The organism is Streptomyces sp. NPDC085460 (assembly GCF_044541975.1).
Lineage (GTDB): Bacteria > Actinomycetota > Actinomycetes > Streptomycetales > Streptomycetaceae > Streptomyces.
Window position 1 is genome coordinate 177,723 of sequence record NZ_JBITTO010000006.1, and the last position, 25,668, is coordinate 203,390.

Consider the following 25,668-nt stretch of genomic DNA (forward strand, 5'->3'; position numbering starts at 1 on the left):
CCTGCCTGAGCAGTTTCGAGCACGCTCCGGAACCGGCACGACACCCCTCGCTCTTTCCGTGCGAGGGCCGAGCAGGGGGCGCTCGGGCCGGACCCACAGCACGTTTTCTCCTCTCGCCGCATCCCGGCGGGACCACCGCCCCGGACACGGTCCGCCAACCAGGACCGCTGCCGGACAGCACAACCGGTCGCCGAGCCACAGGGCCGACGTCCGCTCCAGGGAAGGACCCTTCGTGAGCGACACCACCGATCTGATGGGCGTGACTGCCGACGGCACCGTCGACGCCGCCGCGCCCGCCGCAGGTGCTGCCAGTGGCGGCACCACACGGCGCCGCCGCTCCGGCACCGGCCTCGAGGGCATGGTCCTGGCCGAGCTGCAGCAGGTCGCGTCCGGCCTCGGCATCAGGGGCACCGCGCGGATGCGCAAGAGCCAGCTGATCGAGGTCATCAAGGAGGCGCAGGCGGGAGGGGGCTCCGCCGCCCCCGCCAAGGCCGAGGCCGCCGCCGAGGCCAAGCCGAAGCGCCGCGCCACCTCCAAGGCCCGTACGGGCGAGACCGCCGAGGCCGCCGAGCCGAAGGCGGAGAAGGCCGAGCAGGCCCCCGCCCAGCAGCAGATCGACATCCCGGGCCAGCCGTCGAAGTCGCCCGCCGCCGAGCAGGGCGAGGAGCAGCCGGCCGGCGAGCGCCGCCGCCGCCGCGCCACGGCCCCCGCCGGTTCGCCGGACGGCGCCGAGGCCCCGCAGGCCGTCAAGACCGAGGCCCGTACCGAGGCGCGCACCGAGACCAAGGCCGAGTCGCAGGGCGACAAGGCCGAGGCCGCGGCGGACACCGCCGAGGGCCGCACCCGCCGGGACCGCCGGGACCGCCGCGACCGCCAGCGCGAGCGCGGCAAGGGCGACGACCAGCAGCAGGGCGGCGGCCAGCGCAAGGACCAGCAGCGCCAGGGCCAGGGCCAGGGCCAGCAGGGCCAGAGCCAGGGCCAGCGTCCGCAGGGCGGCGCCCCGCAGGACGACGACGACGACTTCGAGGGCGGCCGCCGGGGCCGTCGCGGCCGCTACCGCGACCGCCGCGGCCGTCGCGGGCGCGACGAGTTCGCCGCCGGCGAGCCGCAGGTCTCCGACGACGACGTCCTGATCCCCGTCGCGGGCATCCTCGACATCCTCGACAACTACGCGTTCATCCGGACCTCCGGCTACCTGCCCGGTCCGAACGACGTGTACGTCTCCCTCGCCCAGGTCCGCAAGAGCGGCCTGCGCAAGGGCGACCACCTCACCGGCGCGGTCCGCCAGCCGAAGGAGGGCGAGCGCCGCGAGAAGTTCAACGCGCTGGTCCGCCTCGACTCGACCAACGGCATGGCGCCGGACTCCGGCCGCGGCCGCCCCGAGTTCAACAAGCTGACGCCGCTGTACCCCCAGGACCGGCTCCGTCTGGAGTCCGACCCGGGCGTGCTGACCACGCGGATCATCGACCTCGTGTCGCCGATCGGCAAGGGCCAGCGCGGTCTGATCGTGGCCCCGCCGAAGACCGGCAAGACCATGATCATGCAGGCGATCGCCAACGCGATCACCCACAACAACCCCGAGTGCCACCTGATGGTCGTCCTGGTCGACGAGCGTCCGGAAGAGGTCACCGACATGCAGCGGTCGGTGAAGGGCGAGGTCATCTCCTCGACCTTCGACCGCCCGGCCGAGGACCACACCACCGTCGCCGAGCTGGCCATCGAGCGCGCCAAGCGTCTCGTCGAGCTGGGTCACGACGTGGTCGTCCTGCTGGACTCCATCACCCGTCTGGGCCGCGCGTACAACCTCGCGGCGCCCGCCTCCGGCCGCATCCTGTCCGGTGGTGTCGACTCGACCGCGCTCTACCCGCCGAAGCGCTTCTTCGGTGCCGCGCGCAACATCGAGGACGGCGGCTCGCTGACCATCCTGGCCACCGCGCTGGTCGACACCGGCTCGCGCATGGACGAGGTGATCTTCGAGGAGTTCAAGGGCACCGGCAACATGGAGCTCAAGCTCGACCGGAAGCTCGCCGACAAGCGGATCTTCCCGGCCGTCGACGTCGACGCCTCGGGCACCCGCAAGGAGGAGATCCTCCTCGGCAGCGACGAGCTCGCCATCACCTGGAAGCTCCGCCGCGTGCTGCACGCGCTCGACCAGCAGCAGGCCATCGAGCTGCTCCTGGACAAGCTCAAGCAGACGAAGTCGAACGGCGAGTTCCTGCTCCAGATCCAGAAGACGACGCCGGGCGGCAACAACGACTGAGCTCGACCGAGCTCGTCGAGGAGACTCGCGTCACACCGCGGGTCCCCCCACGAACGGTGACCTCAGGGTCGTAACCAGTTCGTGACCTGCGCAAACACCGTGCCCATCGCTCCCCGAGCGGTGGGCACGGTGCGTTGTCGACAGCTCGCTCACCGGAACCTCACAGGTCCGTATGCAACCCTTTCGGGTGCTTCGCCGTCACATCAGGTGAACCATAGGCCCGAGGGAAGACGATGACCGAGCAGAACCAGAGTGGGCGCGCACGCGGAGGCGCCACCGGACGCCGCCGCAAACCGCCCGCCAAACGACGCCGCCGGATCGGCATAGCCGTGTCCGGCGCCACCGCCGTGCTCGTCCTGGCCGGCGCCGGACTCGGCTACGTGTACCTCAAGCTCGACGGCAACATCCAGGGCGTCGACATCAACGCCCAGCTGGGCACCGACCGCCCCAAGAACGTCGACAACGGCTCCATGGACATCCTCGTCCTCGGCTCCGACTCCCGCTCCGGCGACAACGGCGCCTACGGCAAGGACGAGGGCGGCGCCCGCTCGGACACCGCGATGGTCCTGCACGTCTACGAGGGCCACAAGAAGGCCAGCGTCGTCTCCATCCCGCGCGACACCCTCGTCGACCGCCCCGCGTGCGCCGGCGCCCAGGGCGCCGAGGTCCCCGGCGACAGCCGCGCCATGTTCAACACCGCGTACGAGGTCGGCGGCCCCGCCTGCGCCGTCAAGACCGTCGAGGCCATGTCCGGCATCCGCATGGACCACTACATCGAGGTCGACTTCACCGGCTTCAAGAAGCTCATCGACACCCTCGGCGGCGTGGAGATCACCACCACACAGGCCATCAAGGACTCCAAGAGCCACCTCGACCTGGAGCCCGGCACCCACACCCTCGACGGCGAGCAGTCCCTCGCCCTCGTCCGCACCCGCAAGAGCGTCGGCGACGGCAGCGACCTCGGCCGCATCCAGCTCCAGCAGGCGTTCATGAAGGCGTTCATCGAGCAGCTCAAGGACGTCGGCGCGGGGACCAACCCCAAGAAGCTCCTCGACCTCGCGGACGCCGCCACCAAGGCCATCACCCCGGACTCCGAGCTCGACTCCGTCCAGGAGCTGATGGGCTTCGCCCAGGGCCTCACCGGCATCTCCGCCGACAAGGTCCACATGGTGACCCTCCCCGTCCAGTACGACCCCCTGGACCCCAACCGGGTCGTCCCGGTCGACGCCAAGGCCCAGCAGGTCTGGAAGGCCCTGGAGCGCGACCTGCCGATCCCCGCCGCGGCCACCGAGGACACCGCCACCGGCAAGGCCGAGGGCGTCGTCCGCTAGGCGTCGCGGACCGAGCGGACCCCTCCGGGGAATACCGGCGGCCCCACCCCGGTTTGGGGAGATGCGGCCGGTCCTGGCAGACTGGTACGTCGGCCCCGGTTCACGTCCGCCGCAACCCGCGGCGACGACCCGGCGCCCTCCCGGAACTAGGAGACACCCTTGAAGCGCGAGATCCACCCCGAGTACGTCGAGACCCAGGTCAGCTGCACCTGTGGCGCGTCGTTCACCACCCGTAGCACCCTCACCGAGGGCACCATCCGTGCCGAGGTCTGCTCCGAGTGCCACCCGTTCTACACGGGCAAGCAGAAGATCCTCGACACGGGTGGCCGCGTCGCCCGCTTCGAGGCCCGCTTCGGCAAGGCCGCCGGCTCCGCCAAGAAGTAGCGAGCCCCCGCGCCGGTCATCGGCCGCCCCTGCGCGGGGCGGCCGGGACCGGCGCTTTGGCGTCCCCGTAGCAACTGACGAAACCAGGAGCCCGAAGATGTTCGAGGCGGTCGAGGAACTGGTCGGCGAGCACGCCGACCTCGAGAAGAAGCTCGCCGACCCGTCGGTCCACGCCGACCAGGCCAACGCGCGCAAGCTGAACAAGCGCTACGCCGAGCTGACCCCGATCGTCGGCACCTACCGCTCCTGGAAGCAGACCGGGGACGACATCGAGACCGCGCGCGAGTTCGCGCACGACGACCCCGACTTCGCCGCCGAGGTCAAGGAGCTGGAGAAGCAGCGCGAGGAGCTCACCGAGAAGCTCCGCCTCCTGCTGATCCCGCGCGACCCCAGCGACGACAAGGACGTCATCCTGGAGATCAAGGCCGGCGCCGGCGGCGACGAGTCCGCCCTCTTCGCCGGGGACCTGCTCCGCATGTACCTCCGCTACGCCGAGCGCGTCGGCTGGAAGACCGAGATCATCGACGCCACCGAGTCCGAGCTCGGCGGCTACAAGGACGTCCAGGTCGCCGTGAAGACCAAGGGCGGCCAGGGCGCCACCGAGCCCGGCCAGGGCGTCTGGGCCCGCCTCAAGTACGAGGGCGGCGTCCACCGCGTGCAGCGCGTGCCCGCCACCGAGTCGCAGGGCCGCATCCACACCTCCGCCGCCGGCGTGCTGGTCACCCCGGAGGCCGAGGAGGTCGACGTCGAGATCCACGCCAACGACCTGCGCATCGACGTCTACCGCTCGTCGGGCCCCGGCGGCCAGTCGGTCAACACCACCGACTCCGCCGTCCGCATCACCCACCTGCCGACCGGCATCGTCGCCTCCTGCCAGAACGAGAAGAGCCAGCTCCAGAACAAGGAGCAGGCCATGCGCATCCTGCGCTCCCGGCTCCTTGCCGCCGCCCAGGAGAAGGCCGAGGCGGAGGCCGCCGACGCCCGCCGCAGCCAGGTCCGCACGGTCGACCGCTCCGAGAAGATCCGCACGTACAACTTCCCGGAGAACCGCCTCTCCGACCACCGCGTCGGCTTCAAGGCGTACAACCTCGACCAGGTCCTCGACGGCGAGCTCGACGCCGTCATCCAGGCATGCGTCGACGCCGACTCGGCGGCGAAGCTCGCCGCGACCTGATCCACCCCCCGGGCACGGCCCCCTGCAAGCCCCACCCCGCACCACGGAGGACCGCGTGAACCTGCTGCTCGCCGAGGTGGCCCAGGCCACCCAGCGGCTGGCCGACGCCGGCGTTCCCTCACCGCGTTTCGACGCCGAGGAGCTCGCCGCGTTCGTGCACGGCGTCAAGCGGGGGGAGCTGCACAACGTCAAGGACGCCGACTTCGACGCCCGCTACTGGGAGGCCATCGCCCGCCGCGAGGCGCGCGAACCGCTCCAGCACATCACCGGCCGGGCGTTCTTCCGCTACCTGGAGCTCCAGGTCGGCCCCGGCGTCTTCGTGCCCCGCCCGGAGACCGAGTCCGTGGTCGGCTGGGCCATAGACGCCGTCCGCGCGATGGACGTCGTCGAGCCGCTCATCGTCGACCTCTGCACCGGCTCCGGCGCCATCGCCCTCGCGATGGCCCAGGAGGTGCCCCGCTCGCGCGTCCACGCCGTCGAGCTCTCCGACGACGCGCTCGTCTGGACCCGGAGGAACGCCGAGGGCTCCCGCGTCACCGTCCACCAGGGCGACGCGCTCACCGCGCTCCCGGAGCTGAACGGCCAGGTCGACCTGGTCATCTCCAACCCGCCGTACATCCCCCTCACCGAGTGGGAGTACGTCGCCCCCGAGGCCCGCGACCACGACCCCGAGATGGCGCTCTTCTCCGGCGAGGACGGCCTCGACACCATCCGCGGCATCGAGCGCACCGCCCACCGCCTGCTCCGCCCCGGCGGCCTCGTCGTCATCGAGCACGCCGACACCCAGGGCGGCCAGGTGCCGTGGATCTTCAACGAGGAGGCCGGCTGGGCGGACGCCGCCGACCACCCCGACCTGAACAACCGGCCGCGCTTCGCGACCGCCCGCAAGGCGATGCCATGAGCCGGCACCGCACCACCACCGAGGAGGAGCGCGACTGATGGCACGCCGATACGACTGCAACGAGTCGACCGACCGTGCGACCGGCCTGCGCGAAGCCGCGTCGGCCGTCCGCCGCGGCGAGCTCGTCGTGCTCCCCACCGACACCGTGTACGGGCTCGGCGCGGACGCCTTCTCCGCCGAGGCCGTCGCGGACCTGCTCGCCGCCAAGGGCCGGGGCCGCACCATGCCCACCCCCGTCCTCATCGGCTCCCCGAACACGCTGCACGGCCTCGTCACCGACTTCTCCGAGCACGCGTGGGAGCTCGTCGACGCCTTCTGGCCCGGCCCGCTCACCCTGGTCGCCCGCCACCAGCCGTCCCTCATGTGGAACCTCGGCGATACCCGCGGCACCGTCGCCATCCGCATGCCGCTGCACCCGGTCGCCATCGAGCTGCTCACCGACGTCGGCCCGATGGCCGTCTCCTCGGCCAACACCATCGGGCAGCCCGCGCCGGAGGACTGCGACGCCGCCCAGCAGATGCTCGGCGACGCCGTCTCCGTCTACCTCGACGGCGGCCCGACGCCCGCCCTCGTCCCCTCCTCCATCGTCGACGTCACGGGCAAGGTCCCGGTGCTGCTGCGCGAGGGCGCGCTGTCACCGGAGGAGCTCCGCAAGGTCGTACCCGACCTCGAGGTGGCCAGTTGACCGCCCCTGAGGGGCGTGGCATAGCGGGGTACGAGCACGTCGGCGCCTTCCGCATCCTCCACGTCAGCACCGGCAACGTCTGCCGCTCGCCCATCACCGAGCGGCTGACCCGCCACGCCCTGGGCGAGCGGCTCGGCGACGGGCTCGGCCGGGGCCTCATCGTGGAGAGCGCCGGCACCTGGGGCCACGAGGGCGCCCCCATGGAGACCAACGCGGAGCTGGTCCTCGCCGACTTCGGCGCCGACCACAGTGGCTTCGTCGGGCGCGAGCTCCTCGACGAGCACGTCATCCGCGCCGACCTCGTCCTCACCGCGACCCGCGACCACCGCGCGCAGGTCATCTCGATGGGCCACTCGGCCGGACTGCGCACCTTCACCCTGAAGGAGTTCACCCGGCTGGTCCGCGCCATCGACCCCGCGACCCTGCCGGACCCGCGCGACGGCGTGGAGGAACGCGCGCGCGCCCTGGTCCGCGCGGCCGCCGCTCTACGCGGGTGGCTCCTGGCCCCCTCCGCCGAGGCCGACGAGGTCAACGACCCCTACGGCGCCCCCATCACCGTCTTCCGCTCCATCGGCGACGAGATCCAGGAGGCCCTGGATCCTGTCGTCACGGCTCTGACGGGCGTCCCCACGAGGCGCTGAGCTCCGGGGGCGCCCCCGGGCGGGCGGGCCTACATTGGGGCTACGTCCCTCCAGGCACGGAGTCAGCCATGTCGGTCAGCGCGCCCCCCGAAGAGGTCCTCGACGTCCTGCGGCGGCAGGATCCGGAGATCGCCGACGTGCTGCTCGGGGAGGCGCGGCGGCAGGCCGAGACGCTCCAGCTGATCGCGGCGGAGAACTTCACCTCGCCGGCGGTGCTCGCCACGCTCGGCTCGCAGCTCGCCAACAAGTACGCCGAGGGATATCCGGGCGCCCGGCACCACGGCGGCTGCGCGTACGCCGACGCGGCCGAGCGGATCGCCGTCGAACGGGCCACCGCGCTCTTCGGAGCCGATCACGCCAACCTCCAGCCGCACTCGGGCTCCTCGGCCGTCCTGGCGGCGTACGCGGCCCTTCTCAGGCCCGGTGACACGGTCCTCGCCATGGGCCTGGACCACGGGGGCCACCTCACCCACGGTTCCCCCGCGAACTTCTCGGGCCGCTGGTTCGACTTCGTCCCGTACGGCGTCGACGCCGAGACCGGGCTCATCGACTACGAGCAGCTCGCCGCGCTCGCCCGCCACCACCGGCCCAAGGCGATCGTCTGCGGCTCGATCTCCTACCCCCGCCACCCCGACTACGCGCTCTTCCGGGCCGTCGCCGACGAGGTCGGCGCCTATCTGATCGCCGACGCCGCCCACCCCATCGGACTCGTCGCCGGGGGAGCGGCGCCCAACCCCGTCCCGTACGCCGACATCGTCTGCGCCACCACCCACAAGGTGCTGCGCGGGCCGCGCGGCGGGATGGTGCTGTGCACGGCGGAGCTGGCGGAGCGGGTGGACCGCGCGGTCTTCCCGTTCACCCAGGGCGGCGCCCAGATGCACACCATCGCGGCGAAGGCGGTGGCCCTGGGGGAGGCGTCCACTCCGGCCTTCACCGGGTACGCCCATCGGGTGGTCGAGCACGCGCGCGTGCTGGCGGCCGCGCTGTCCGCCGAGGGCTTCGCGCTGACCACCGGCGGCACGGACACCCACCTCATCACCGCCGACCCCGCCCCGCTCGGCGTCGACGGCCGCACCGCGCGGTCCCGGCTCTCCGCCGCCGGCGTCGTCCTCGACACCTGCGCCCTGCCGTACGGGGACGGGCGGGGCATCCGGCTCGGCACCGCCGCGGTCACCACCCAGGGGATGGGCGCCCCGGAGATGGCGCGGATCGCCGCCCTGTTCACCGCGGCGCTCCGCGACGAACCGGAGGAGACGGCTCGGGTACGGGCCGAGGTACGGGAGCTGACCAGGAGTTTTCCCCCGTATGGACGGTGAGCGCGAGACGCCCGAGGGGCGCCCGCAACCGTTCGGGGACCCCTGGTGTCTCCAACCACATGGACGGCACGGCTAGGGTGTGGGGCTGAGATGGCCAGCGATTCCTGTGGGGACAGCCCGTGCGTGATTACCTGCTGACGCTCTGTGTCACGGCCGCGGTGACCTATCTGCTGACCGGTCCGGTGCGGAAGTTCGCCATCGCGACCGGGGCGATGCCGGAGATCCGCGCGCGTGACGTACACCGAGAACCGACACCGCGGCTCGGTGGCATCGCCATGTTCTTCGGGCTGTGCGCGGGTCTGCTCGTCGCCGACCACCTCCAGAACCTCAACAGCGTCTTCGAGCAGTCGAACGAGCCGCGCGCGCTGCTCTCCGGCGCCGCGCTGATCTGGCTGATCGGCGTCCTGGACGACAAGTTCGAGCTGGACGCGCTGATCAAGCTGGGCGCGCAGATGATCTCGGCCGGCGTGATGGTGGCGCAGGGTCTGACGATCCTGTGGCTGCCGATCCCCGGTGTCGGGACGGTCGCGCTGACCCAGTGGCAGGGCACGCTGCTGACGGTGGCCCTGGTCGTCATCACGATCAACGCAGTGAACTTCGTCGACGGTCTCGACGGCCTCGCGGCGGGCATGGTCTGCATCGCCACCGGCGCCTTCTTCCTGTACGCGTACCGGCTCTGGTACGGCTACACGATCGAGGCCGCGGCCCCCGCCACCCTCTTCGCCGCGATCCTCATGGGCATGTGCCTGGGCTTCCTGCCGCACAACATGCACCCGGCGCGGATCTTCATGGGCGACTCCGGCTCGATGCTGATCGGCCTGATCCTCGCCGCCTCGGCCATCTCCATCACCGGCCAGGTGGACCCCGACACCCTGAAGATCTTCGAGGGCTCGACCCGGGAGGCGACCCACGCGGCCCTTCCGGTCTTCATCCCGCTGATCCTGCCGCTGACCATCCTCGCGATCCCGATGACCGACCTGGTCCTGGCGATCGTCCGGCGGACCTGGAAGGGCCAGTCGCCCTTCGCCGCCGACCGCGGGCACCTGCACCACCGGCTCCTGGAGATCGGGCACTCGCACAGCCGGGCGGTGCTGATCATGTACTTCTGGTCGGCGCTGATCGCCTTCGGGGCGCTCGCGTACTCGGTCCACTCGACGTCGATGTGGATCGTGCTCGTCATCACCGTGCTGAGCGCCATCGGTCTGGTGCTGCTCCTGCTGCCGCGCTTCTCGCCGCGGGCGCCCCGCTGGGCGGAGGCCGTCGTCCCGCCGCGGTACCGGCGCCGCAAGCCGCTGCCGGAACCCGAGCCGGAGCACGCGGCGGCCGAGGAGGAGGAGCGGGTTCCGGTGCCGGCCGGGCTGCACGGCTCGACGGCCATCGGTCACCGCTCGCGCTTCTCCGACCGGAGGAAGGCCGGAACGCGCGGTTGACGGGTGGTCGGCGACGCCGGCCGAATGCCTCAGTGGGGGCCAATACCAGACAAGACGCCCCGCTGTCGCGCACAACCGCGCGTTGTAGCCCTCATGTGTGACAGTTGGCACACCCCATGTGTAAAGAACTACTCAAATAGTTTGTGATACCGTTCACGAGACCCGGCGACAGTGCCGAAAGACCGTAGTGCGACGGTCTGTTGGCCCCGAGACCCACCTCGGACCGGGCATACGCTCGTCCCTGACGACACCATCGCCCCCTCCATCACAGCGGAGACACCGCCATGCCTTCCACCGACGCACGCCTCCTTCTCTCGGCCGTCGTACCCTCTGCCGCCGTCGGCGTCATCGCCACGGTGATCAGCGGCATCGTCGCCGGCGGGAAGGGGGCGATCGGCGCCGGGCTCGGCACCCTGGTCGTGCTCCTCTTCATGGGCATCGGGATGCTGGTGCTCCAGCGGACGGCAAAGAAGCACCCGCAGCTGTTCCAGGCCATGGGGCTCTTGCTCTACACGACGCAGCTGCTGGTTCTCGCCGTCTTCCTGGCCGTGCTGAAGGGCACCACGGTGTTCGACTTCAAAGCCTTCGCCTTCACCGTGCTCGCGACGACCGTGGTGTGGGTCGCGGCGCAGGCCCGTGCCTACATGAAGGCCAAGATCGCGTACGTCGAGCCCGGGAAAACGGGTTCGAAGCCGTGAGGGGTAGGGCCGGTATAAAGACGCGTTCGGCTTCCTGCTATCGTCCGGTGCCAACTGCGGCACTGCGGGCGCGGGCATCCGAAGAGGCGCCTGTCCCAGCGCGAGGCTCGAAGCCGACCCGCCGCCCCCTTATCCGTAAGACCAGTCCAGTGCCGACCCGCGGCTGCGCGCCGCGCCGACACAACGAGGTTGCCGTACCTATGCGCCACGCTGAAGGAGCCCGCGGTGAGTGCTGACCAGACGCTTGCCTTCGACCCGGATTGCCACATCTTCACCGGATGTGGCTTCCCGGCTCCGGGCCTGCACACGTTCATCTACGAGCCGATCGCCACGTGGGGCAGCTTCGAGCTGACCAAGCCCATGCTGCTCGCGGTCCTGAGCTCGGTCGTGGTGGTCGGTTTCTTCTGGGCGGCCTTCCGCAAGCCGAAGCTGGTCCCCGGCAAGATGCAGATGATCGGCGAGGCCGGTTACGACTTCGTGCGCCGCGGCATCGTCTACGAGATCATCGGCAAGAAGGACGGCGAGAAGTACGTCCCCTTCATGGTGTCGATGTTCTTCCTCGTCTGGATGATGAACCTCTGGTCGATCATCCCGCTGGCCCAGTTCCCGGTCACCTCGCTGATCGCCTTCCCGGCGGCCCTCGCGCTGATCGTGTACGTGCTCTGGGTCTCGCTGACCTTCAAGAAGCACGGCTTCGTCGGCGGCTGGAAGAACATCGTCGGCTGGGACAAGTCCCTCGGCCCGATCCTCCCGCTGGTCGTCGTCCTCGAGTTCTTCTCGAACCTGATCATCCGGCCCTTCACGCACGCGGTCCGACTGTTCGCGAACATGTTCGCCGGTCACCTGCTGATCGTGATGTTCTCGCTGGCCTCCTGGTACCTGCTCAACGGCATCGGCATCGTCTACGCCGGCACGTCCTTCGTGATGGTCCTCGTGATGACCGCCTTCGAGCTCTTCATCCAGGCCGTCCAGGCGTACGTCTTCGTCCTCCTGGCCTGCAGCTACGTCCAGGGCGCGCTCTCCGAGCACCACTGAGCCCCCTGCCACGGACCAGCTCCACCACCCACCCCGCAGTCTCCGGTGGCCAACCCCCACCGGGTCCTTGAAAGAGAAGGAAGAACCGGCATGTCCGCTCTCCAGACCCTTGCTGCTGTCGAAGGCAACGTCGCCGCCATCGGTTACGGCCTCGCCGCGATCGGCCCCGGCGTCGGCGTCGGCATCATCTTCGGTAACGGCACCCAGGCCCTCGCCCGCCAGCCCGAGGCGGCCGGCCTGATCCGTACCAACCAGATCATGGGTTTCGCCTTCTGTGAGGCGCTCGCCCTCATCGGCATCGTCATGGGCTTCGTCTACTAAGCCTGCTTCTCGACGACAGCCACATTTTCACGGAAGGCACTGATGTGAACGCTCTGCTTCTTGCGGCCGAGGGGGAGCCCCAGCCCCCCCTCCTCCCGCATCTTGACGAGCTCGTCATCGGCCTGATCGCCTTCGTCATCGTCTTCGGCTTCCTCGCCAAGAAGCTCCTCCCGAACATCAACAAGGTTCTGGTCGAGCGCCGCGAGGCCATCGAGGGTGGCATCGAGAAGGCCGAGTCGGCCCAGATCGAGGCTCAGAGTGTGCTGGAGCAGTACAAGGCACAGCTTGCCGAGGCCCGCCACGAGGCCGCGCGTCTCCGCCAGGAGGCGACGGAGCAGGGCACCGCGATCATCCAGGAGATGAAGGCGGAGGGCCAGCGCCAGCGCGAGGAGATCATCGCCGCCGGTCACTCGCAGATCGAGGCCGACCGCAAGGCCGCGACCGCCTCGCTGCGCCAGGACGTCGGCAAGCTCGCCACCGACCTGGCCGGCAAGCTGGTCGGCGAGTCCCTCGAGGACACCGCCCGCCAGAGCCGGACGATCGACCGCTTCCTCGATGAGCTCGAGGAGAAGGCAGAGGCCGTCCGATGAACGGAGCGAGCCGTGAGGCACTGGCCGCCGCCCGCGAGTCCCTCGACGCGCTGACCGACAACACCTCGGTCGACGCGGCGAAGCTGGCGGACGAGCTGGCCGCAGTAACCGCCCTGCTCGACCGCGAGGTGTCGCTGCGCCGGGTCCTGACCGACCCCGCGCAGGCGGGTGAGGCCAAGGCCGAGCTCGCGCAGCGACTCCTGAACGGTCAGGTGGGCGGAGAGACCGTCGATCTGGTCTCCGGCATGGTCCGGTCCCGCTGGTCGCGCTCGCGCGACCTGGTCGACTCGACCGAGGAGCTGGCGAACACCGCCGACCTCACCGCGGCCCAGAAGGCGGGCGCCCTCGACGACGTCGAGGACGAGCTGTTCCGCTTCGGCCGGATCGTGTCCTCCAGCACCGAGCTCCGCTCCGCGCTGACGGACAAGACCGCCACGGCCACCGCGAAGGGCGAGCTGCTCCGCAGCCTGCTCGGCGGCAAGGCCCACGCCACCACCGAGCGCGTGGTCGTCCGTCTGGTGACCCAGCCCCGGGGACGTAGCCTGGAAGCGGGACTCGAGTCCCTGTCCAAGCTCGCCGCGGCGCGCCGGAACCGGATGGTCGCCGTCGTCACCTCGGCGGTGCCGCTGTCCGACCAGCAGAAGCAGCGCCTCGGTGGCGTCCTCGCGAAGCTGTACGGCCGCGAGATGCACCTGAACCTGGACGTGGACCCCGCGGTCCTCGGCGGGATCTCGGTGCGGGTCGGTGACGAGGTCATCGACGGCACGGTCTCCGAGCGCCTCGGCGAGGCGAAGCGGCGACTGGCCGGCTGACGGCACCCGCCGCCGGCAACACAACACGCATCACAGCGGCCCGGTTGGGCCGTGCAGAGATTGCAGAAGATTCCTGGGGGTCGGCCCCCAGACCCCTTAAGAAACTTCGGGCCCAACAAGGAGAGCAGGGAACCCAGATGGCGGAGCTCACGATCCGGCCGGAGGAGATCCGGGACGCGCTGGAGACCTTCGTCCAGTCGTACCAGCCGGACGCGGCCTCGCGCGAGGAGGTCGGCACGGTCAGCCTGGCCGGTGACGGCATCGCGAAGGTCGAGGGTCTTCCCTCGGCCATGGCGAACGAGCTGCTGAAGTTCGAGGACGGAACCCTCGGCCTCGCGCTGAACCTCGAAGAGCGCGAGATCGGTGCGATCGTTCTCGGTGAGTTCAGCGGCATCGAGGAGGGGCAGTCGGTGCAGCGCACCGGCGAGGTCCTCTCCGTCGGCGTCGGTGAGGGATACCTGGGTCGCGTCGTCGACCCGCTCGGCAACCCGATCGACGGTCTCGGCGAGATCGCGACCGAGGGCCGCCGCGCCCTCGAACTGCAGGCCCCCGGCGTCATGGCCCGTAAGTCGGTCCACGAGCCGATGGAGACCGGCTACAAGGCCGTCGACGCCATGACCCCGGTCGGCCGCGGTCAGCGCCAGCTGGTCATCGGCGACCGCCAGACCGGCAAGACCGCGCTGTGCGTCGACACGATCATCAACCAGCGCGACAACTGGCGCTCGGGCGACGTGAACAAGCAGGTCCGCTGCATCTACGTCGCCATCGGCCAGAAGGGCTCCACCATCGCGTCCGTGCGCGGTGCCCTGGAGGAGGCCGGCGCGCTCGAGTACACGACGATCGTCGCCGCCCCCGCGTCCGACCCGGCCGGCTTCAAGTACCTCGCCCCGTACACCGGCTCGGCCATCGGTCAGCACTGGATGTACGAGGGCAAGCACGTCCTCATCGTCTTCGACGACCTGTCGAAGCAGGCCGACGCCTACCGCGCCGTGTCGCTGCTGCTGCGCCGCCCGCCGGGCCGTGAGGCCTACCCGGGTGACGTCTTCTACCTGCACTCGCGTCTCCTCGAGCGCTGCGCCAAGCTCTCGGACGAGCTCGGTGCCGGCTCGATGACCGGTCTGCCGATCGTCGAGACCAAGGCCAACGACGTCTCGGCGTTCATCCCGACCAACGTCATCTCCATCACCGACGGCCAGTGCTTCCTGGAGTCCGACCTGTTCAACGCCGGCCAGCGCCCGGCCCTGAACGTCGGTATCTCGGTCTCCCGTGTCGGTGGCTCCGCCCAGCACCCGGCCATGAAGCAGATCGCCGGTCGCCTCCGCGTGGACCTCGCCCAGTTCCGTGAGCTGGAGGCGTTCGCCGCCTTCGGTTCCGACCTGGACGCGGCCTCGAAGGCGCAGCTGGAGCGTGGTCAGCGGATGGTCGAGCTGCTCAAGCAGGCTCAGTACCAGCCGATGCCGACCGAGAACCAGGTCGTCTCCGTCTGGGCCGGCACCACCGGCAAGATGGACGACGTCCCGGTCGCCGACATCCGTCGCTTCGAGGCCGAGCTCCTGGCGTACCTCCGCCAGAACCACTCGGGTCTCATGACCTCCATCCGCGAGGGCAAGAAGATGTCGGACGACACCCTGACGGCCGTCGCCGACGCCATCGCGGAGTTCAAGAAGCAGTTCGAGACCTCTGACGGCAAGCTGCTCGGCGAGGACGCCCCTGCCGCCGTCAACGTCTCGAAGTGACGACGGAAGGGACCTGACTCATGGGAGCGCAGCTCCGGGTCTACAAGCGTCGCATCAAATCCGTCACCGCGACGAAGAAGATCACCAAGGCGATGGAGATGATCGCCGCCTCGCGCGTGGTCAAGGCTCAGCGCAAGGTGCAGGCGTCGACCCCGTACGCCACCGAGCTCACCCGCGCGGTGACCGCGGTGGCCACGGGTGCCAACGACAAGCACGCGCTGACCACCGAGGCCGAGAACCCGACCCGTGCCGCGGTTCTGCTCCTGTCGAGCGACCGCGGTCTGGCCGGCGCCTTCAACTCCAACGCCATCAAGGCGGCGGAGCAGCTCATCAAGCGGCTGGAGGGCGCGGGTCGCGAGGTCGACGTCTACGTCGTCGGCCGTCGCGGCATCGCGCACTTCAACTTCCGTGAGCGCAAGCTGGCCGACACCTGGGCCGGCTTCACGGACGAGCCGACGTACGCGGACGCCAAGAAGATCGGCGTGCCGCTGATCGAGGCGATCGAGAAGGCCACGGCGGAGGGTGGTGTGGACGAGCTCCACATCGTCTACACCGAGTTCGTCTCGATGATGACGCAGACGGCGGTCGAGGCCCGGCTGCTGCCCCTCAGCCTCGACGAGGTGGCGAAGGAGGCGGGCGAGCCGGACACGCTCCGTCCGCTGTACGACTTCGAGCCGTCGGCGGAGGACGTCCTGGACGCCCTTCTGCCGCGCTACGTCGAGAGCCGCATCTACAACGCGCTGCTCCAGTCGTCGGCGTCGAAGCACGCCGCGACGCGGCGTGCGATGAAGTCGGCGACCGACAACGCGGGAGACTTGATCAACAACCTCTCCCGACTTGCCAACGCGGCCCGCCAGGCCGAAATCACCCAGGAAATCAGCGAGATCGTCGGTGGCACCGCAGCCCTGGCCGACGCGACCGCGGGGAGTGACAAGTAATGACGACCACTGTTGAGACGGCCGCCGCCACGGGCCGCGTCGCCCGGGTCATCGGCCCGGTCGTCGACGTGGAGTTCCCCGTCGACGCGATGCCGGAGATCTACAACGCCCTTCACGTCGAGGTCGCCGACCCGGCCGAGGAGGGCGCGCTCAAGACGCTGACCCTCGAGGTCGCGCAGCACCTGGGTGACGGCGTCGTCCGCACCATCTCGATGCAGCCCACCGACGGTCTGGTCCGCCAGGCCCCCGTGGTCGACACCGGCGACGGCATCACGGTGCCCGTCGGCGACGTCACCAAGGGCCGCGTGTTCAACACGCTGGGTCAGATCCTGAACGAGCCCGAGGCGGAGTCGGAGGTCAGCGAGCGCTGGTCCATCCACCGCAAGGCCCCGGCGTTCGCGGACCTCGAGTCGAAGACCGAGATGTTCGAGACCGGCCTGAAGGTCGTCGACCTTCTCACCCCGTACGTCAAGGGTGGAAAGATCGGTCTGTTCGGTGGTGCCGGTGTCGGCAAGACCGTTCTGATCCAGGAAATGATCATGCGTGTGGCCAAGCTGCACGAGGGCGTTTCCGTCTTCGCCGGCGTCGGCGAGCGCACCCGTGAGGGCAACGACCTCATCGCGGAAATGGAAGAGTCCGGCGTTCTGGACAAGACCGCCCTGGTCTTCGGCCAGATGGACGAGCCCCCGGGCACCCGTCTCCGCGTCGCCCTCGCCGGTCTGACCATGGCGGAGTACTTCCGCGATGTGCAGAAGCAGGACGTGCTGTTCTTCATCGACAACATCTTCCGCTTCACCCAGGCCGGTTCCGAGGTGTCGACCCTGCTCGGCCGTATGCCCTCCGCGGTGGGTTACCAGCCGAACCTGGCCGACGAGATGGGTCTCCTCCAGGAGCGCATCACCTCGACCCGTGGTCACTCGATCACCTCGATGCAGGCGATCTACGTCCCCGCCGACGACCTCACCGACCCGGCGCCGGCGACCACCTTCGCCCACCTCGACGCGACGACGGTTCTCTCCCGTCCGATCTCCGAGAAGGGCATCTACCCGGCCGTGGACCCGCTGGACTCCACGTCCCGGATCCTGGACCCGCGCTACATCGCGCAGGACCACTACGACGCCGCCATGCGCGTCAAGGGCATCCTGCAGAAGTACAAGGACCTCCAGGACATCATCGCGATCCTCGGTATCGACGAGCTCAGCGAGGAGGACAAGCTCGTCGTGCACCGTGCGCGTCGTGTCGAGCGCTTCCTGTCGCAGAACACCCACGCCGCCAAGCAGTTCACCGGTGTGGACGGTTCGGACGTTCCGCTGGACGAGTCGATCGCCGCGTTCAACGCGATCTGCGACGGCGAGTTCGACCACTTCCCGGAGCAGGCGTTCTTCATGTGCGGTGGTCTTGAGGACCTCAAGAACAACGCCAAGGAGCTCGGCGTCTCCTGAGCCCCGTGCTCGCCCTGAGGGGGGCGGGAGCCGTTCCCGTCCCCCTCGTCACGCCCCTTAGAATTGATCCCAACACCCGGCAGCACCGCCGGGTGGTGACCCGAGGAGCCACCCTTGGCTGCTGAGCTGCACGTCGAGCTGGTCGCCGCGGACCGGAGTGTCTGGTCCGGCGAGGCCACCCTGGTCATCGCGCGTACCACCTCCGGCGACATCGGCGTCATGCCCGGTCACCAGCCGCTGCTCGGTGTGCTGGAGTCGGGCCCGGTGACCATCCGTACGAGCGAGGGCGCCACCGTCGTGGCCGCCGTCCACGGCGGTTTCATCTCCTTCGCGGACGACAAGCTGTCGCTCCTCGCGGAGATCGCCGAGCTGGCGGACGAGATCGACGCCCAGCGCGCCGAGCGCGCGCTGGAGCGTGCCAAGTCGGACGAGGACGCCGCCGCCGAGCGGCGCGCCGAGGTCCGGCTGCGCGCGGTAGCGGTCCGCTAGCGGACCCGCACCGAAGAGTAGTGCCCTCAGCCGCGGCACGGCTGGAATGTTCCAGACCGTGCCGCGGCTGAGGCGATGCAGATGCAGGTTGTATTCGGTTCGGCCGGCGGCGCCGGTCACGGGACGCAGCGAGGAGGTCGGTGAAGATGTTCCTCGCTCTGCTCGTGTGCGGCCTGGTCGTCGCACTGGTGGTGATCGGGCTCTTCGTCTTCGGCTTGCGGCGCAGGCTGATCCAGCGGGCCGGCGGCACCTTCGACTGTTCGCTGCGCTGGGACGTCCCGGAGGAGCCGGACCTGTCCGGCAAGGGCTGGGTGTACGGCGTGGCCCGGTACAGCGGCGACGAGATCGCCTGGTTCCGGGTCTTCTCGTACGCGCCCCGGCCGCGCCGTTTCCTGGAGCGTTCGGCCATCGTGGCCCTGGAGCGCCGGATGCCGGAGGGCGAGGAGGAGCTGGCGCTCCTCTCCGACTCGGTGATCCAGCCGTGCATGTACAACGGCGTCCGTCTGGAGCTCGCGATGAGCGAGGACGCCCGGACCGGTTTCATGGCCTGGCTGGAGGCGGCGCCGCCCGGGCAGAGGGTGAACGTCGCGTAGACGCAGGAAGCGGGGGACGGTGTGCTGCACCGTCCCCCGCTTCGTCGTGCCCGGGGTGCTAGCTCAGGCCGCCGTTGATGGCGTTCACGAGCTCGCCGTTCGAGGTGTCACCGCTGAACTCCCAGAAGAAGGCTCCGCCGAGGCCCTGGTTCTTGGCCCAGCTCATCTTGGAGTTGACGGTGGCGGGGGTGTCGTAGCTCCACCAGTTGGTGCCGCAGTGGGCGTAGGCGGTGCCGGCGACGGTGCCGTTGGCCGGGCAGGAGTTCTTGAGGACCTTGTAGTCCTCGATGCCCTGCTCGTAGGTGCCCTGCGCCGGTCCGGTGGCGGTGCCGCCGGGGGCGGACTGGGTGACGCCGGTCCAGCCGCGGCCGTAGAAGCCGATGCCGAGCAGCAGCTTGTTGGCCGGGACGCCCTTGGCCTTGAACTTGGCGATCGCCTCGGCGGAGTTGAAGCCCGCCTGCGGGATGCCGGGGTACGCGGTCAGCGGGGAGTGCGGGGCCGTCGGACCCTTCGCCGCCCAGGCGCCGAAGAAGTCGTACGTCATCACGTTCAGCCAGTCGTAGTACGGCGCGGCGCCCGCGTAGTCGGCGGCGTCGATCTTGCCGCCGGCGGAGGCGTCGGCCGTGACGGCCGCGGTGACCAGGTTGTTCGCGCCGAACTTGGCGCGCATGGCCTGCATCATGTTCTTGAAGGACGCGGGACCGCTGGTGTCGCAGCTGAGGCCGCAGGCGTTCGGGTACTCCCAGTCCAGGTCGATGCCGTCGAAGACGTCGGCCCAGCGCGGGTCCTCGACCAGGTCGTAGCAGGACTGCGCGAACGCGGCGGGGTTCTGGACGGCCTGGCCGAAGCCGCCGGACCAGGTCCAGCCGCCGAAGGACCAGAGGACCTTGATGTTCGGGTACGCCTTCTTCAGCTTGCGGAGCTGGTTGAAGTTGCCGCGCAGCGGCTGGTCCCAGGTGTCGGCGACGCCGTCGACGGACTGGTCGGCGGTGTACGCCTTGTCGTAGTCGGCGTAGGCGTCACCGATGGTGCACTTGCCGCCCTGGACGTTGCCGAAGGCGTAGTTGATGTGGGTGATCTTGGACGCGGAGCCCGAGGTCACGATGTTCTTCACGTGGTAGTTGCGCCCGTAGACGCCCCAGTTGGTGAAGTACCCCAGCTTGACGGCCTTCGGCGGCGGCGGGGTGTCGCCCCCGGTGGTGCGCACCGGGGTCGGGCCGGCGGCGGGACCGGTCTGGTCGATGGTGTCGCGGGCGACGACGCTGTAGGTGTAGTCGGTGCCGGCGGTGAGGCCCTGGTCGGTGAAGGTCAGCGCGGTGGTGGTGGTGACCTTCGTGCCGTCGCGCAGGACGTCGTAGTTCTTGACGCCCTTGTCGTCGGTGGCCGCGCCCCAGCTGAGCTTCACCGAGGTGTTGGTGATGTCCGAGGCGACCGGGGTGCCGGGGGCGGAGGGCGGGTTGTCGCCGGGCTGGGTCGATCCGTCGCAGGAGGCGCCGTTGATCTTACAGCCGGTGGGGGCGCCGGATCCGGCGCCGTTGTAGCCGAAGGAGACGGAGGCGCCGGGGGCCAGGGTGCCGTTCCAGCCGACGTTCTTGGCGGTCCAGTGGTCGCCGCTGTTGGTGACGGTGGCGTCCCACGCGGAGGTGACCCGGGTGCCGGAGGGGTAGTCCCACTCCAGGTTCCACGAGCTGATGGTGGTGGTGCCGGTGTTCTTGATGGTCCAGCTGGCGCCGAAGCCGCTTCCCCAGTCCTGGGTCTTGGTGTAGGTCGCCGTGGCGGAGGTGGCCGCCTCCGCGGGGGTGGCGAGACCGACCATGGCGGCGAGCGGGAGGGCCAGGGCGGTCAGGGCGGCTGCGGCCCGTGCCCTGAATCCTCTTCGGCGCGTCGGTGCTTGAGTGCTCAACGGTGCTCCTCAAGTTGCGGACGTTCTGGGTGGGGGTGGTCCGGGAGAGTTGCGCGCGCCCCGCGAGCGTAGAAAGGTCTGGACCAACCGTCAAGAGGTCCAGACCAACGTCGGCGGGTTCTACCGGAGCCCCAACTCCTGTGCCAGTACGGCCGCTTGGACCCGGCTGCGCAGCCCGAGCTTCCCCAGCACCTTGCTGACGTGCGTCTTCACCGTCGTCTCCGCCATGTCCAGCCGCACCGCCACCTCCGCGTTCGAGAGCCCCGCCCCCAGCGCGGCCAGCACCTCCCGCTCCCTCGGCGTCAGCGCCTCCAGACAGGACGCGTCCCGCCCCGGCGCCGGCCGGGGAGCCGCCGCGCCCGTCGTCGCGAACTCCGCGATGAGCCGCCGGGTCACCGCCGGCGCGATCAGCCCCTCGCCCCGCGCCACCGTCCGCACCGCCTCGATCAGCTCCCGCGCGTCCGCGTTCTTCAGCAGGAAGCCCGAAGCCCCCGCGCGCAGCGCCCCGAAGACGTACTCGTCCAGATCGAAGGTGGTCAGCACCAGCACGTCCGCGAGGCCCTCCGCCACCACGAGGCGGGTCGCCGTCACCCCGTCCATCCGGGGCATCTGCACATCCATCAGCACCAGGTCCGGCCGCAGCTCCCGGGCCAGCTCCACCGCCCGCTCGCCGTCCTCGGCCTCCCCGACCACCTCGATGTCCGGCGCACTGCCCAGGATCAGCACCAGACCGGCCCGTACCGCGCCCTGGTCCTCGGCCACCACCACCCGCACCGTCATGCCCGCTCCTCCTCGCTCGCTCCCACGGGCAGCACCGCCCGTACCCGCCACACCTTCGCGCCCCCGTCCACGGCCTCGGGACCCGCCTCCAGGGAGCCGTCGAGCAGCGCCACCCGCTCGCGCATGCCCACCAGACCCGCGCCCGAGCCCGGCGCGCCCGGCCCGGGCCGCTGCCCGTACGGACTCGTCACCGTCACCCGCAGCGCCCCCTCCTCGTGCGCCAGCGCCACCCGCACCTCGCCGGGCGCCGCGTGCTTCAGCGCGTTCGTGAGTGACTCCTGGACGATCCGGTACGCCGCCAGCTCCACCGGCGCCGGCAGCCCCGGGCCGTCCCGCCGGGCGTCGTCCAGCGCGAAGCGCAGCCCGCTCGCCGTACCGTTCGTCCGCGCCTGCTCCACCAGCGCGTCCAGACCCGCCAGCGTCGCCGTCGCCGCCGGCTCGGTCTCCGCGCCGCTCTCCCGCAGCAGCCCGATCAGCCGCCGCATCTCCGCGAGCCCCGCCACGCTGTTCTCCCGGATCACCGTGAGCGCCTGCCGGGTGGTGCCGGGATCGTCGAGGGAGAGCGCCGCCGTCGAGTGGATCGCGATCGCGGAGAGGTGGTTGGCCACCATGTCGTGCAGCTCCCGCGCCATCCTGGCCCGCTCCGCCACCACCGCCTGCGCCCGGTCGATCTCGGCGAGCAGCGCGGTCTGCTCGGCGCGCAGCCGGGCGGACTCGGCCGCCTCCCGGTGGTTGCGCACGATCGAGCCGGTGACGGCGGGCAGGAACGAGACGATGCCGGTGATCACGCCGACGAGCAGCGCGAACGCGTTCTGCCACCAGACCAGGAAGGCGACCGTGGTGGCCACCGTGACCAGCGCGGTGGTGTACGGGATGCGGCGGGCCTGGCCGGGGGTGCCGTAGACGACCGCCGCGTAGACGATGTCCGTGAACATCAGCACGGTGGCCAGGTTCCCGTTGGTGAACTGGTCGGCCACGATCGCCAGCGTCCCCGCGATCAGCGCGGTCTGCGGGGCCACCCGGCGCAGCGCCTCCGCCCCGGCCATCACGGCCAGCGGGACGAGCGCCGCCCAGCGCTCGTCGAAGAGCCGGCCGCCCGTGGTGTACAGGCCGAACGACCACAGGAGCAGCCCGGTGGCCAGCCCGGCGAGGGCGATGAGCAGATCGACGCGGTGCGGGCGGGGGAGGGTCACGTCCCCATCCAACACGTCGGGCGGCCCCGGGTCCTCGCCGCCGGGGCCGATCCGCGCCCTTGTACGCCTCCGTCGAAGGATGTAGTCCCGTTTCGTCACCGGCGACGACGATTCCGGGCCGGCCGCACGGGAGGCTGGAAGCACCCGCAGGGGGAAGCGAAAGGGGAAGCGCCGTGATCGTCACGCTGATCGTCGTCTGCGAGGTGGGGTTCTGGGTCCTGCTGGCCGCCGGGCTCGCCGCCCGCTACCTGTTGCGGATGCCCAGGCTGGGCCTGGGGCTGCTGCTGTGCGAGCCGCTCCTGGAGGTCCTGCTCCTGGTCGTGACCGCGATGGACCTCAAGAACGGCGCCGAACCCAGCTGGCGGCACGGTCTCGCCGCCGTGTACATCGGCTACACCGTCGGCCACGGCCACCGGACCGTGAAGTGGCTCGACGGCATCGCCGCCCACCGCTTCGGCGGCGCCCCGCCGCCCGCGAAGCCGCCCCGCTACGGCAAGGGCCGCGCCCTGCACGAGGGCGCCATCTGGCTCGGCACGGTGGTCGCGGCCGTCGTCGCCACCGGCCTGCTCACCGCCGCCATCTGGTACGTCGGCGACGCCGGCGACACCTCGTCGCTCCGCGGCTGGATCAACGGCGTCTGGAAGGCCGTCGGCATCCACGGCCTGATCGCCCTCAGCTACGCGCTCTTCCCCAAGTCGGCCCCCGAACCCCCGGCCGAGGACCGCTCACCGCTCCCCGCCCGGGACCCGGAGGACGTCCCCGACCGCCTTGCCGGCCGCGCGCGCGAGGATGCCGCGTCCCCCGGGGGCGACCCCCGGACCCCCGGCGGTGGGCGGCAGGCGGGCTAGCGGTCGCCTCCGGGGACCCAGAGGACGTCCCCGACCGCCTTGTTGGCCGTGCGGGCAAGAATGAAGAGCAGGTCCGACAGCCGGTTGAGGTACGTGGCGGTGAGCGGGTTCATCGTCTCGCCGTGGACCTCCAGGGCGGCCCAGGTCGACCGCTCGGCCCGCCGGACCACCGTGCACGCCTGGTGCAGCAGGGCCGCGCCGGGCGTGCCGCCGGGGAGGATGAAGGAGCGGAGCTTCTCCAGCTCCTCCAGGAAGCGGTCGCAGTCCGCCTCCAGCTTGTCGACGTAGCTCTGCTCCACTCGCAGCGGCGGGTACTTCGGGTCCTCCACGACCGGGGTGGCGAGGTCGGCGCCCACGTCGAAGAGGTCGTTCTGGACGCGGGTGAGGACCGTCACGACCTCCTCCGCCAGCTGCCCGAGCGCGAGCGCGGTGCCGAGGACGGCGTTGGCCTCGTTGGTGTCCGCGTAGGCCGCGATCCGGAGGTCGGTCTTGGCGGTGCGGCTCATGTCGCCCAGGGCCGTCGTGCCCTGGTCGCCGGTGCGGGTGTAGATGCGCGTCAGATTGACCATGGGACCAGACTAGTGAGACTCCGGCCCCCGGGACCGCGCGTGTGCCGACCGTCACGGCGGCGCGGCCCCCGGACGGATGTCGCGAGTGTGACGTCCGTCAAAGAGGGCGTGACGCGCATTACTTAGCGGCCCCACGGCGCCCCGCGCCCGCTAATCTCCGCCGAAGAGCCAGAAGTGAACAGGTGTTAAGGGGTGGAATTCGTGGCCGGAAAGCTCGCCGTCATCGGGGCCGGACTCATGGGAGCCGGCATCGCACAGGTCTCGGCCCAGGCCGGCTGGGACGTCGTCCTGCGGGACGTCACCGACGCCGCCCTGACCCGCGGCACCGACGGCATCAAGGCGTCGTACGAGAAGTTCGTCGCCAAGGGCAAGCTCTCGGCCGCCGACGCGGAGGCCGCCCTCGGCCGCATCACCGCCACCACCGAGCTCGAAGCCGTCGCCGACGCCGACATCGTCGTCGAGGCCGTCTTCGAGAAGATCGAGGTCAAGCACGAGATCTTCCGCTCCCTCGACAAGATCGCGAAGGACGGCGCGGTCCTCGCCTCCAACACCTCCGCCCTCCCGATCACCAAGATCGCGGCGGTCACGGAGCGCCCCGAGGCCGTCGTCGGCGTCCACTTCTTCTCGCCGGTCCCGATGATGCAGCTGGTCGAGCTCGTCCGCGGCCACAAGACGAGCGACGCCACCCTCGCCGCCGCCCGCTCCTTCGCCGAGTCCGTCGGCAAGACCTGCATCGTCGTCAACCGCGACGTCGCCGGCTTCGTCACCACCCGCCTCATCTCCGCCCTCGTCGTCGAGGCCGCCAAGCTGTACGAGTCGGGCGTCGCCACCGCCGAGGACATCGACCTCGCCTGCAAGCTGGGCTTCGGCCACGCCATGGGCCCCCTCGCCACCGCCGACCTCACCGGCGTCGACATCCTCGTCAACGCCACCGGCAACATCTACGCCGAGACCCAGGACGAGAAGTTCGCCCCGCCGGAGCTGATGCGCCGGATGGTGGACGCGGGCGACCTCGGCCGCAAGAGCGGGCAGGGCTTCTACACGTACTGAGCTCCGCCCGCCACACAGGCTCACTCCATGGAGTGAATTCAGGTATCGGTTCGACGACAAGGCGCAACGTATCTGCCGAGGCAGCAGTCAGTTGTTGCGAAGACGGAGCATTTCCCGGGGAGCGACTATGCACATCAGGGGCGACCACGCCGAGCTGGTCGTCGGGGGCCGCCTCGACGTCCGCAGCGCGGCGGACGCCCGTACGGTCCTGCACACGGCCGTCGACGACGGAGTCGGCGACCTGGTGCTCGACCTGACCGGACTCGACTCCTGGGACGCCACCGGCCTCGGCGTGATCATGGGCGCGCACCGACGGGCCGGCCGCTGCGGCCGCCGGCTCGTCCTGCGCGGGGTACCGCCGCAGATGCAGCGGCTCCTCGTCGCCACCCGCCTCCACCGCATCCTCGCCATCGAGGGCGGCCTCGCCCTGGAGTCCCTGCCCCGCGTCTGACCGGCCGGTGCGCGCGCGGCCCCCGGGGGTGAACGGGGCGCCCCGGAGTGTGAAGCCCCTGTGCGAACCAGGCGTCACGCTCAATCCTCACAAGACCG

Annotated in this window: 26 protein-coding genes; 22 read left to right on the forward strand and 4 right to left on the reverse strand. The window is 70.5% G+C overall.

The genetic code is table 11. The features are described 5' to 3' along the window. Positions 1-232: 232 nt before the first annotated feature. From rho to ACIGHB_RS17305, 19 genes are all read left to right on the forward strand, one after another. Positions 233-2,260, forward strand: coding sequence for a transcription termination factor Rho (gene rho, locus ACIGHB_RS17215; RefSeq protein ID WP_399913894.1), 2,028 nt, complete (start codon positions 233-235; stop codon positions 2,258-2,260). Positions 2,261-2,493: 233 nt separating this feature from the next. Further along, positions 2,494-3,591 carry an LCP family protein gene (locus ACIGHB_RS17220; RefSeq protein ID WP_360318435.1) on the forward strand — a complete coding sequence of 366 codons (1,098 nt, stop codon included), beginning with the start codon at positions 2,494-2,496 and terminating at the stop codon, positions 3,589-3,591. Positions 3,592-3,750: 159 nt separating this feature from the next. After that, complete coding sequence (rpmE, locus tag ACIGHB_RS17225; protein ID WP_030761597.1) at positions 3,751-3,975, forward strand: 50S ribosomal protein L31; 225 nt, start codon at positions 3,751-3,753, stop codon at positions 3,973-3,975. A 97-nt stretch (positions 3,976-4,072) separates the two neighbouring features. Beyond that, positions 4,073-5,149, forward strand: a complete 1,077-nt coding sequence (prfA, locus tag ACIGHB_RS17230; protein ID WP_360318438.1) for a peptide chain release factor 1 — start codon at positions 4,073-4,075, stop codon at positions 5,147-5,149. A 55-nt stretch (positions 5,150-5,204) separates the two neighbouring features. Continuing rightward, on the forward strand, positions 5,205-6,050 hold the full coding sequence (gene prmC, locus ACIGHB_RS17235) for a peptide chain release factor N(5)-glutamine methyltransferase (RefSeq protein ID WP_360318440.1): 846 nt from the start codon (positions 5,205-5,207) through the stop codon (positions 6,048-6,050). A gap of 37 nt (positions 6,051-6,087) precedes the next feature. Further along, positions 6,088-6,735, forward strand: coding sequence for an L-threonylcarbamoyladenylate synthase (locus ACIGHB_RS17240; protein ID WP_360318442.1), 648 nt, complete (start codon positions 6,088-6,090; stop codon positions 6,733-6,735). Then, entirely contained in the window at positions 6,732-7,376 is a 645-nt protein-coding gene (locus tag ACIGHB_RS17245) for a protein-tyrosine-phosphatase (RefSeq protein ID WP_360318444.1), read from the forward strand. Before ACIGHB_RS17240 ends, ACIGHB_RS17245 begins: the two co-directional genes overlap by 4 nt. 68 nt (positions 7,377-7,444) lie before the next feature. Further along, a complete protein-coding gene (gene glyA, locus ACIGHB_RS17250; protein WP_399913901.1) occupies positions 7,445-8,692 on the forward strand; it encodes a serine hydroxymethyltransferase in 1,248 nt (415 codons plus the stop codon). Positions 8,693-8,811: 119 nt separating this feature from the next. Further along, on the forward strand, positions 8,812-10,122 hold the full coding sequence (locus ACIGHB_RS17255) for an MraY family glycosyltransferase (protein WP_399913904.1): 1,311 nt from the start codon (positions 8,812-8,814) through the stop codon (positions 10,120-10,122). A gap of 284 nt (positions 10,123-10,406) precedes the next feature. Next, on the forward strand, positions 10,407-10,820 hold the full coding sequence (locus ACIGHB_RS17260) for a hypothetical protein (RefSeq protein ID WP_360318450.1): 414 nt from the start codon (positions 10,407-10,409) through the stop codon (positions 10,818-10,820). A gap of 225 nt (positions 10,821-11,045) precedes the next feature. Next, positions 11,046-11,855: a F0F1 ATP synthase subunit A gene (atpB, locus tag ACIGHB_RS17265; protein WP_030492608.1), complete on the forward strand. Its 810-nt coding sequence runs from the start codon at positions 11,046-11,048 to the stop codon at positions 11,853-11,855. Between the two features lie 90 nt (positions 11,856-11,945). Next, the gene (gene atpE / locus ACIGHB_RS17270; RefSeq protein ID WP_006346597.1) at positions 11,946-12,176 is read left to right on the forward strand and encodes an ATP synthase F0 subunit C; all 231 of its coding nucleotides are present in this window, start codon (positions 11,946-11,948) and stop codon (positions 12,174-12,176) included. Between the two features lie 44 nt (positions 12,177-12,220). After that, positions 12,221-12,766, forward strand: coding sequence for a F0F1 ATP synthase subunit B (locus ACIGHB_RS17275; protein WP_360318453.1), 546 nt, complete (start codon positions 12,221-12,223; stop codon positions 12,764-12,766). Then, positions 12,763-13,578, forward strand: coding sequence for a F0F1 ATP synthase subunit delta (locus ACIGHB_RS17280; RefSeq protein WP_399913909.1), 816 nt, complete (start codon positions 12,763-12,765; stop codon positions 13,576-13,578). Before ACIGHB_RS17275 ends, ACIGHB_RS17280 begins: the two co-directional genes overlap by 4 nt. A 137-nt stretch (positions 13,579-13,715) precedes the next feature. Next, positions 13,716-15,314, forward strand: coding sequence for a F0F1 ATP synthase subunit alpha (gene atpA / locus ACIGHB_RS17285; protein ID WP_360318457.1), 1,599 nt, complete (start codon positions 13,716-13,718; stop codon positions 15,312-15,314). A gap of 20 nt (positions 15,315-15,334) precedes the next feature. Beyond that, positions 15,335-16,252 carry a F0F1 ATP synthase subunit gamma gene (locus tag ACIGHB_RS17290; RefSeq protein WP_360318459.1) on the forward strand — a complete coding sequence of 306 codons (918 nt, stop codon included), beginning with the start codon at positions 15,335-15,337 and terminating at the stop codon, positions 16,250-16,252. Beyond that, positions 16,252-17,694, forward strand: coding sequence for a F0F1 ATP synthase subunit beta (gene atpD, locus ACIGHB_RS17295; protein WP_360318461.1), 1,443 nt, complete (start codon positions 16,252-16,254; stop codon positions 17,692-17,694). The genes ACIGHB_RS17290 and atpD overlap by 1 nt, the downstream gene beginning before the upstream one ends. 114 nt (positions 17,695-17,808) lie before the next feature. Continuing rightward, positions 17,809-18,183, forward strand: coding sequence for a F0F1 ATP synthase subunit epsilon (locus tag ACIGHB_RS17300; protein ID WP_031006240.1), 375 nt, complete (start codon positions 17,809-17,811; stop codon positions 18,181-18,183). 146 nt (positions 18,184-18,329) lie between these two features. Continuing rightward, positions 18,330-18,776 (forward strand): DUF2550 domain-containing protein, encoded by a 447-nt coding sequence (locus ACIGHB_RS17305; protein WP_150233122.1) that lies wholly within the window; start codon positions 18,330-18,332, stop codon positions 18,774-18,776. A 58-nt stretch (positions 18,777-18,834) separates the two neighbouring features. Here the strand turns inward: ACIGHB_RS17305 and ACIGHB_RS17310 are convergent, their stop codons facing one another. The 3 genes from ACIGHB_RS17310 to ACIGHB_RS17320 all read right to left on the reverse strand — a co-directional run bounded on the left by ACIGHB_RS17310 (position 18,835) and on the right by ACIGHB_RS17320 (position 22,652). Continuing rightward, a complete protein-coding gene (locus ACIGHB_RS17310; RefSeq protein ID WP_360318483.1) occupies positions 18,835-20,592 on the reverse strand; it encodes a glycoside hydrolase family 18 chitinase in 1,758 nt (585 codons plus the stop codon). A gap of 207 nt (positions 20,593-20,799) precedes the next feature. Beyond that, positions 20,800-21,459: a response regulator gene (locus tag ACIGHB_RS17315; protein WP_388871523.1), complete on the reverse strand. Its 660-nt coding sequence runs from the start codon at positions 21,457-21,459 to the stop codon at positions 20,800-20,802. After that, the gene (locus tag ACIGHB_RS17320; protein WP_360318466.1) at positions 21,456-22,652 is read right to left on the reverse strand and encodes a histidine kinase; all 1,197 of its coding nucleotides are present in this window, start codon (positions 22,650-22,652) and stop codon (positions 21,456-21,458) included. Before ACIGHB_RS17320 ends, ACIGHB_RS17315 begins: the two co-directional genes overlap by 4 nt. Before the next feature lie 173 nt (positions 22,653-22,825). On the opposite strand from ACIGHB_RS17320, the gene ACIGHB_RS17325 reads away from it, so the two are divergent. Next, positions 22,826-23,500 carry a hypothetical protein gene (locus ACIGHB_RS17325; RefSeq protein WP_360318469.1) on the forward strand — a complete coding sequence of 225 codons (675 nt, stop codon included), beginning with the start codon at positions 22,826-22,828 and terminating at the stop codon, positions 23,498-23,500. Here the strand turns inward: ACIGHB_RS17325 and ACIGHB_RS17330 are convergent. Further along, a complete protein-coding gene (locus ACIGHB_RS17330) occupies positions 23,497-24,069 on the reverse strand; it encodes a cob(I)yrinic acid a,c-diamide adenosyltransferase (RefSeq protein ID WP_360318471.1) in 573 nt (190 codons plus the stop codon). The genes ACIGHB_RS17325 and ACIGHB_RS17330 overlap by 4 nt on opposite strands. A 201-nt stretch (positions 24,070-24,270) precedes the next feature. Between ACIGHB_RS17330 and ACIGHB_RS17335 the strand changes: the two genes are divergently transcribed. Both ACIGHB_RS17335 and ACIGHB_RS17340 read left to right on the forward strand, forming a co-directional pair. Further along, the gene (locus ACIGHB_RS17335; protein WP_360318474.1) at positions 24,271-25,119 is read left to right on the forward strand and encodes a 3-hydroxyacyl-CoA dehydrogenase family protein; all 849 of its coding nucleotides are present in this window, start codon (positions 24,271-24,273) and stop codon (positions 25,117-25,119) included. A gap of 127 nt (positions 25,120-25,246) precedes the next feature. Continuing rightward, positions 25,247-25,570 (forward strand): STAS domain-containing protein, encoded by a 324-nt coding sequence (locus ACIGHB_RS17340; RefSeq protein WP_360318477.1) that lies wholly within the window; start codon positions 25,247-25,249, stop codon positions 25,568-25,570. The last annotated feature ends 98 nt before the right edge of the window (positions 25,571-25,668 follow it).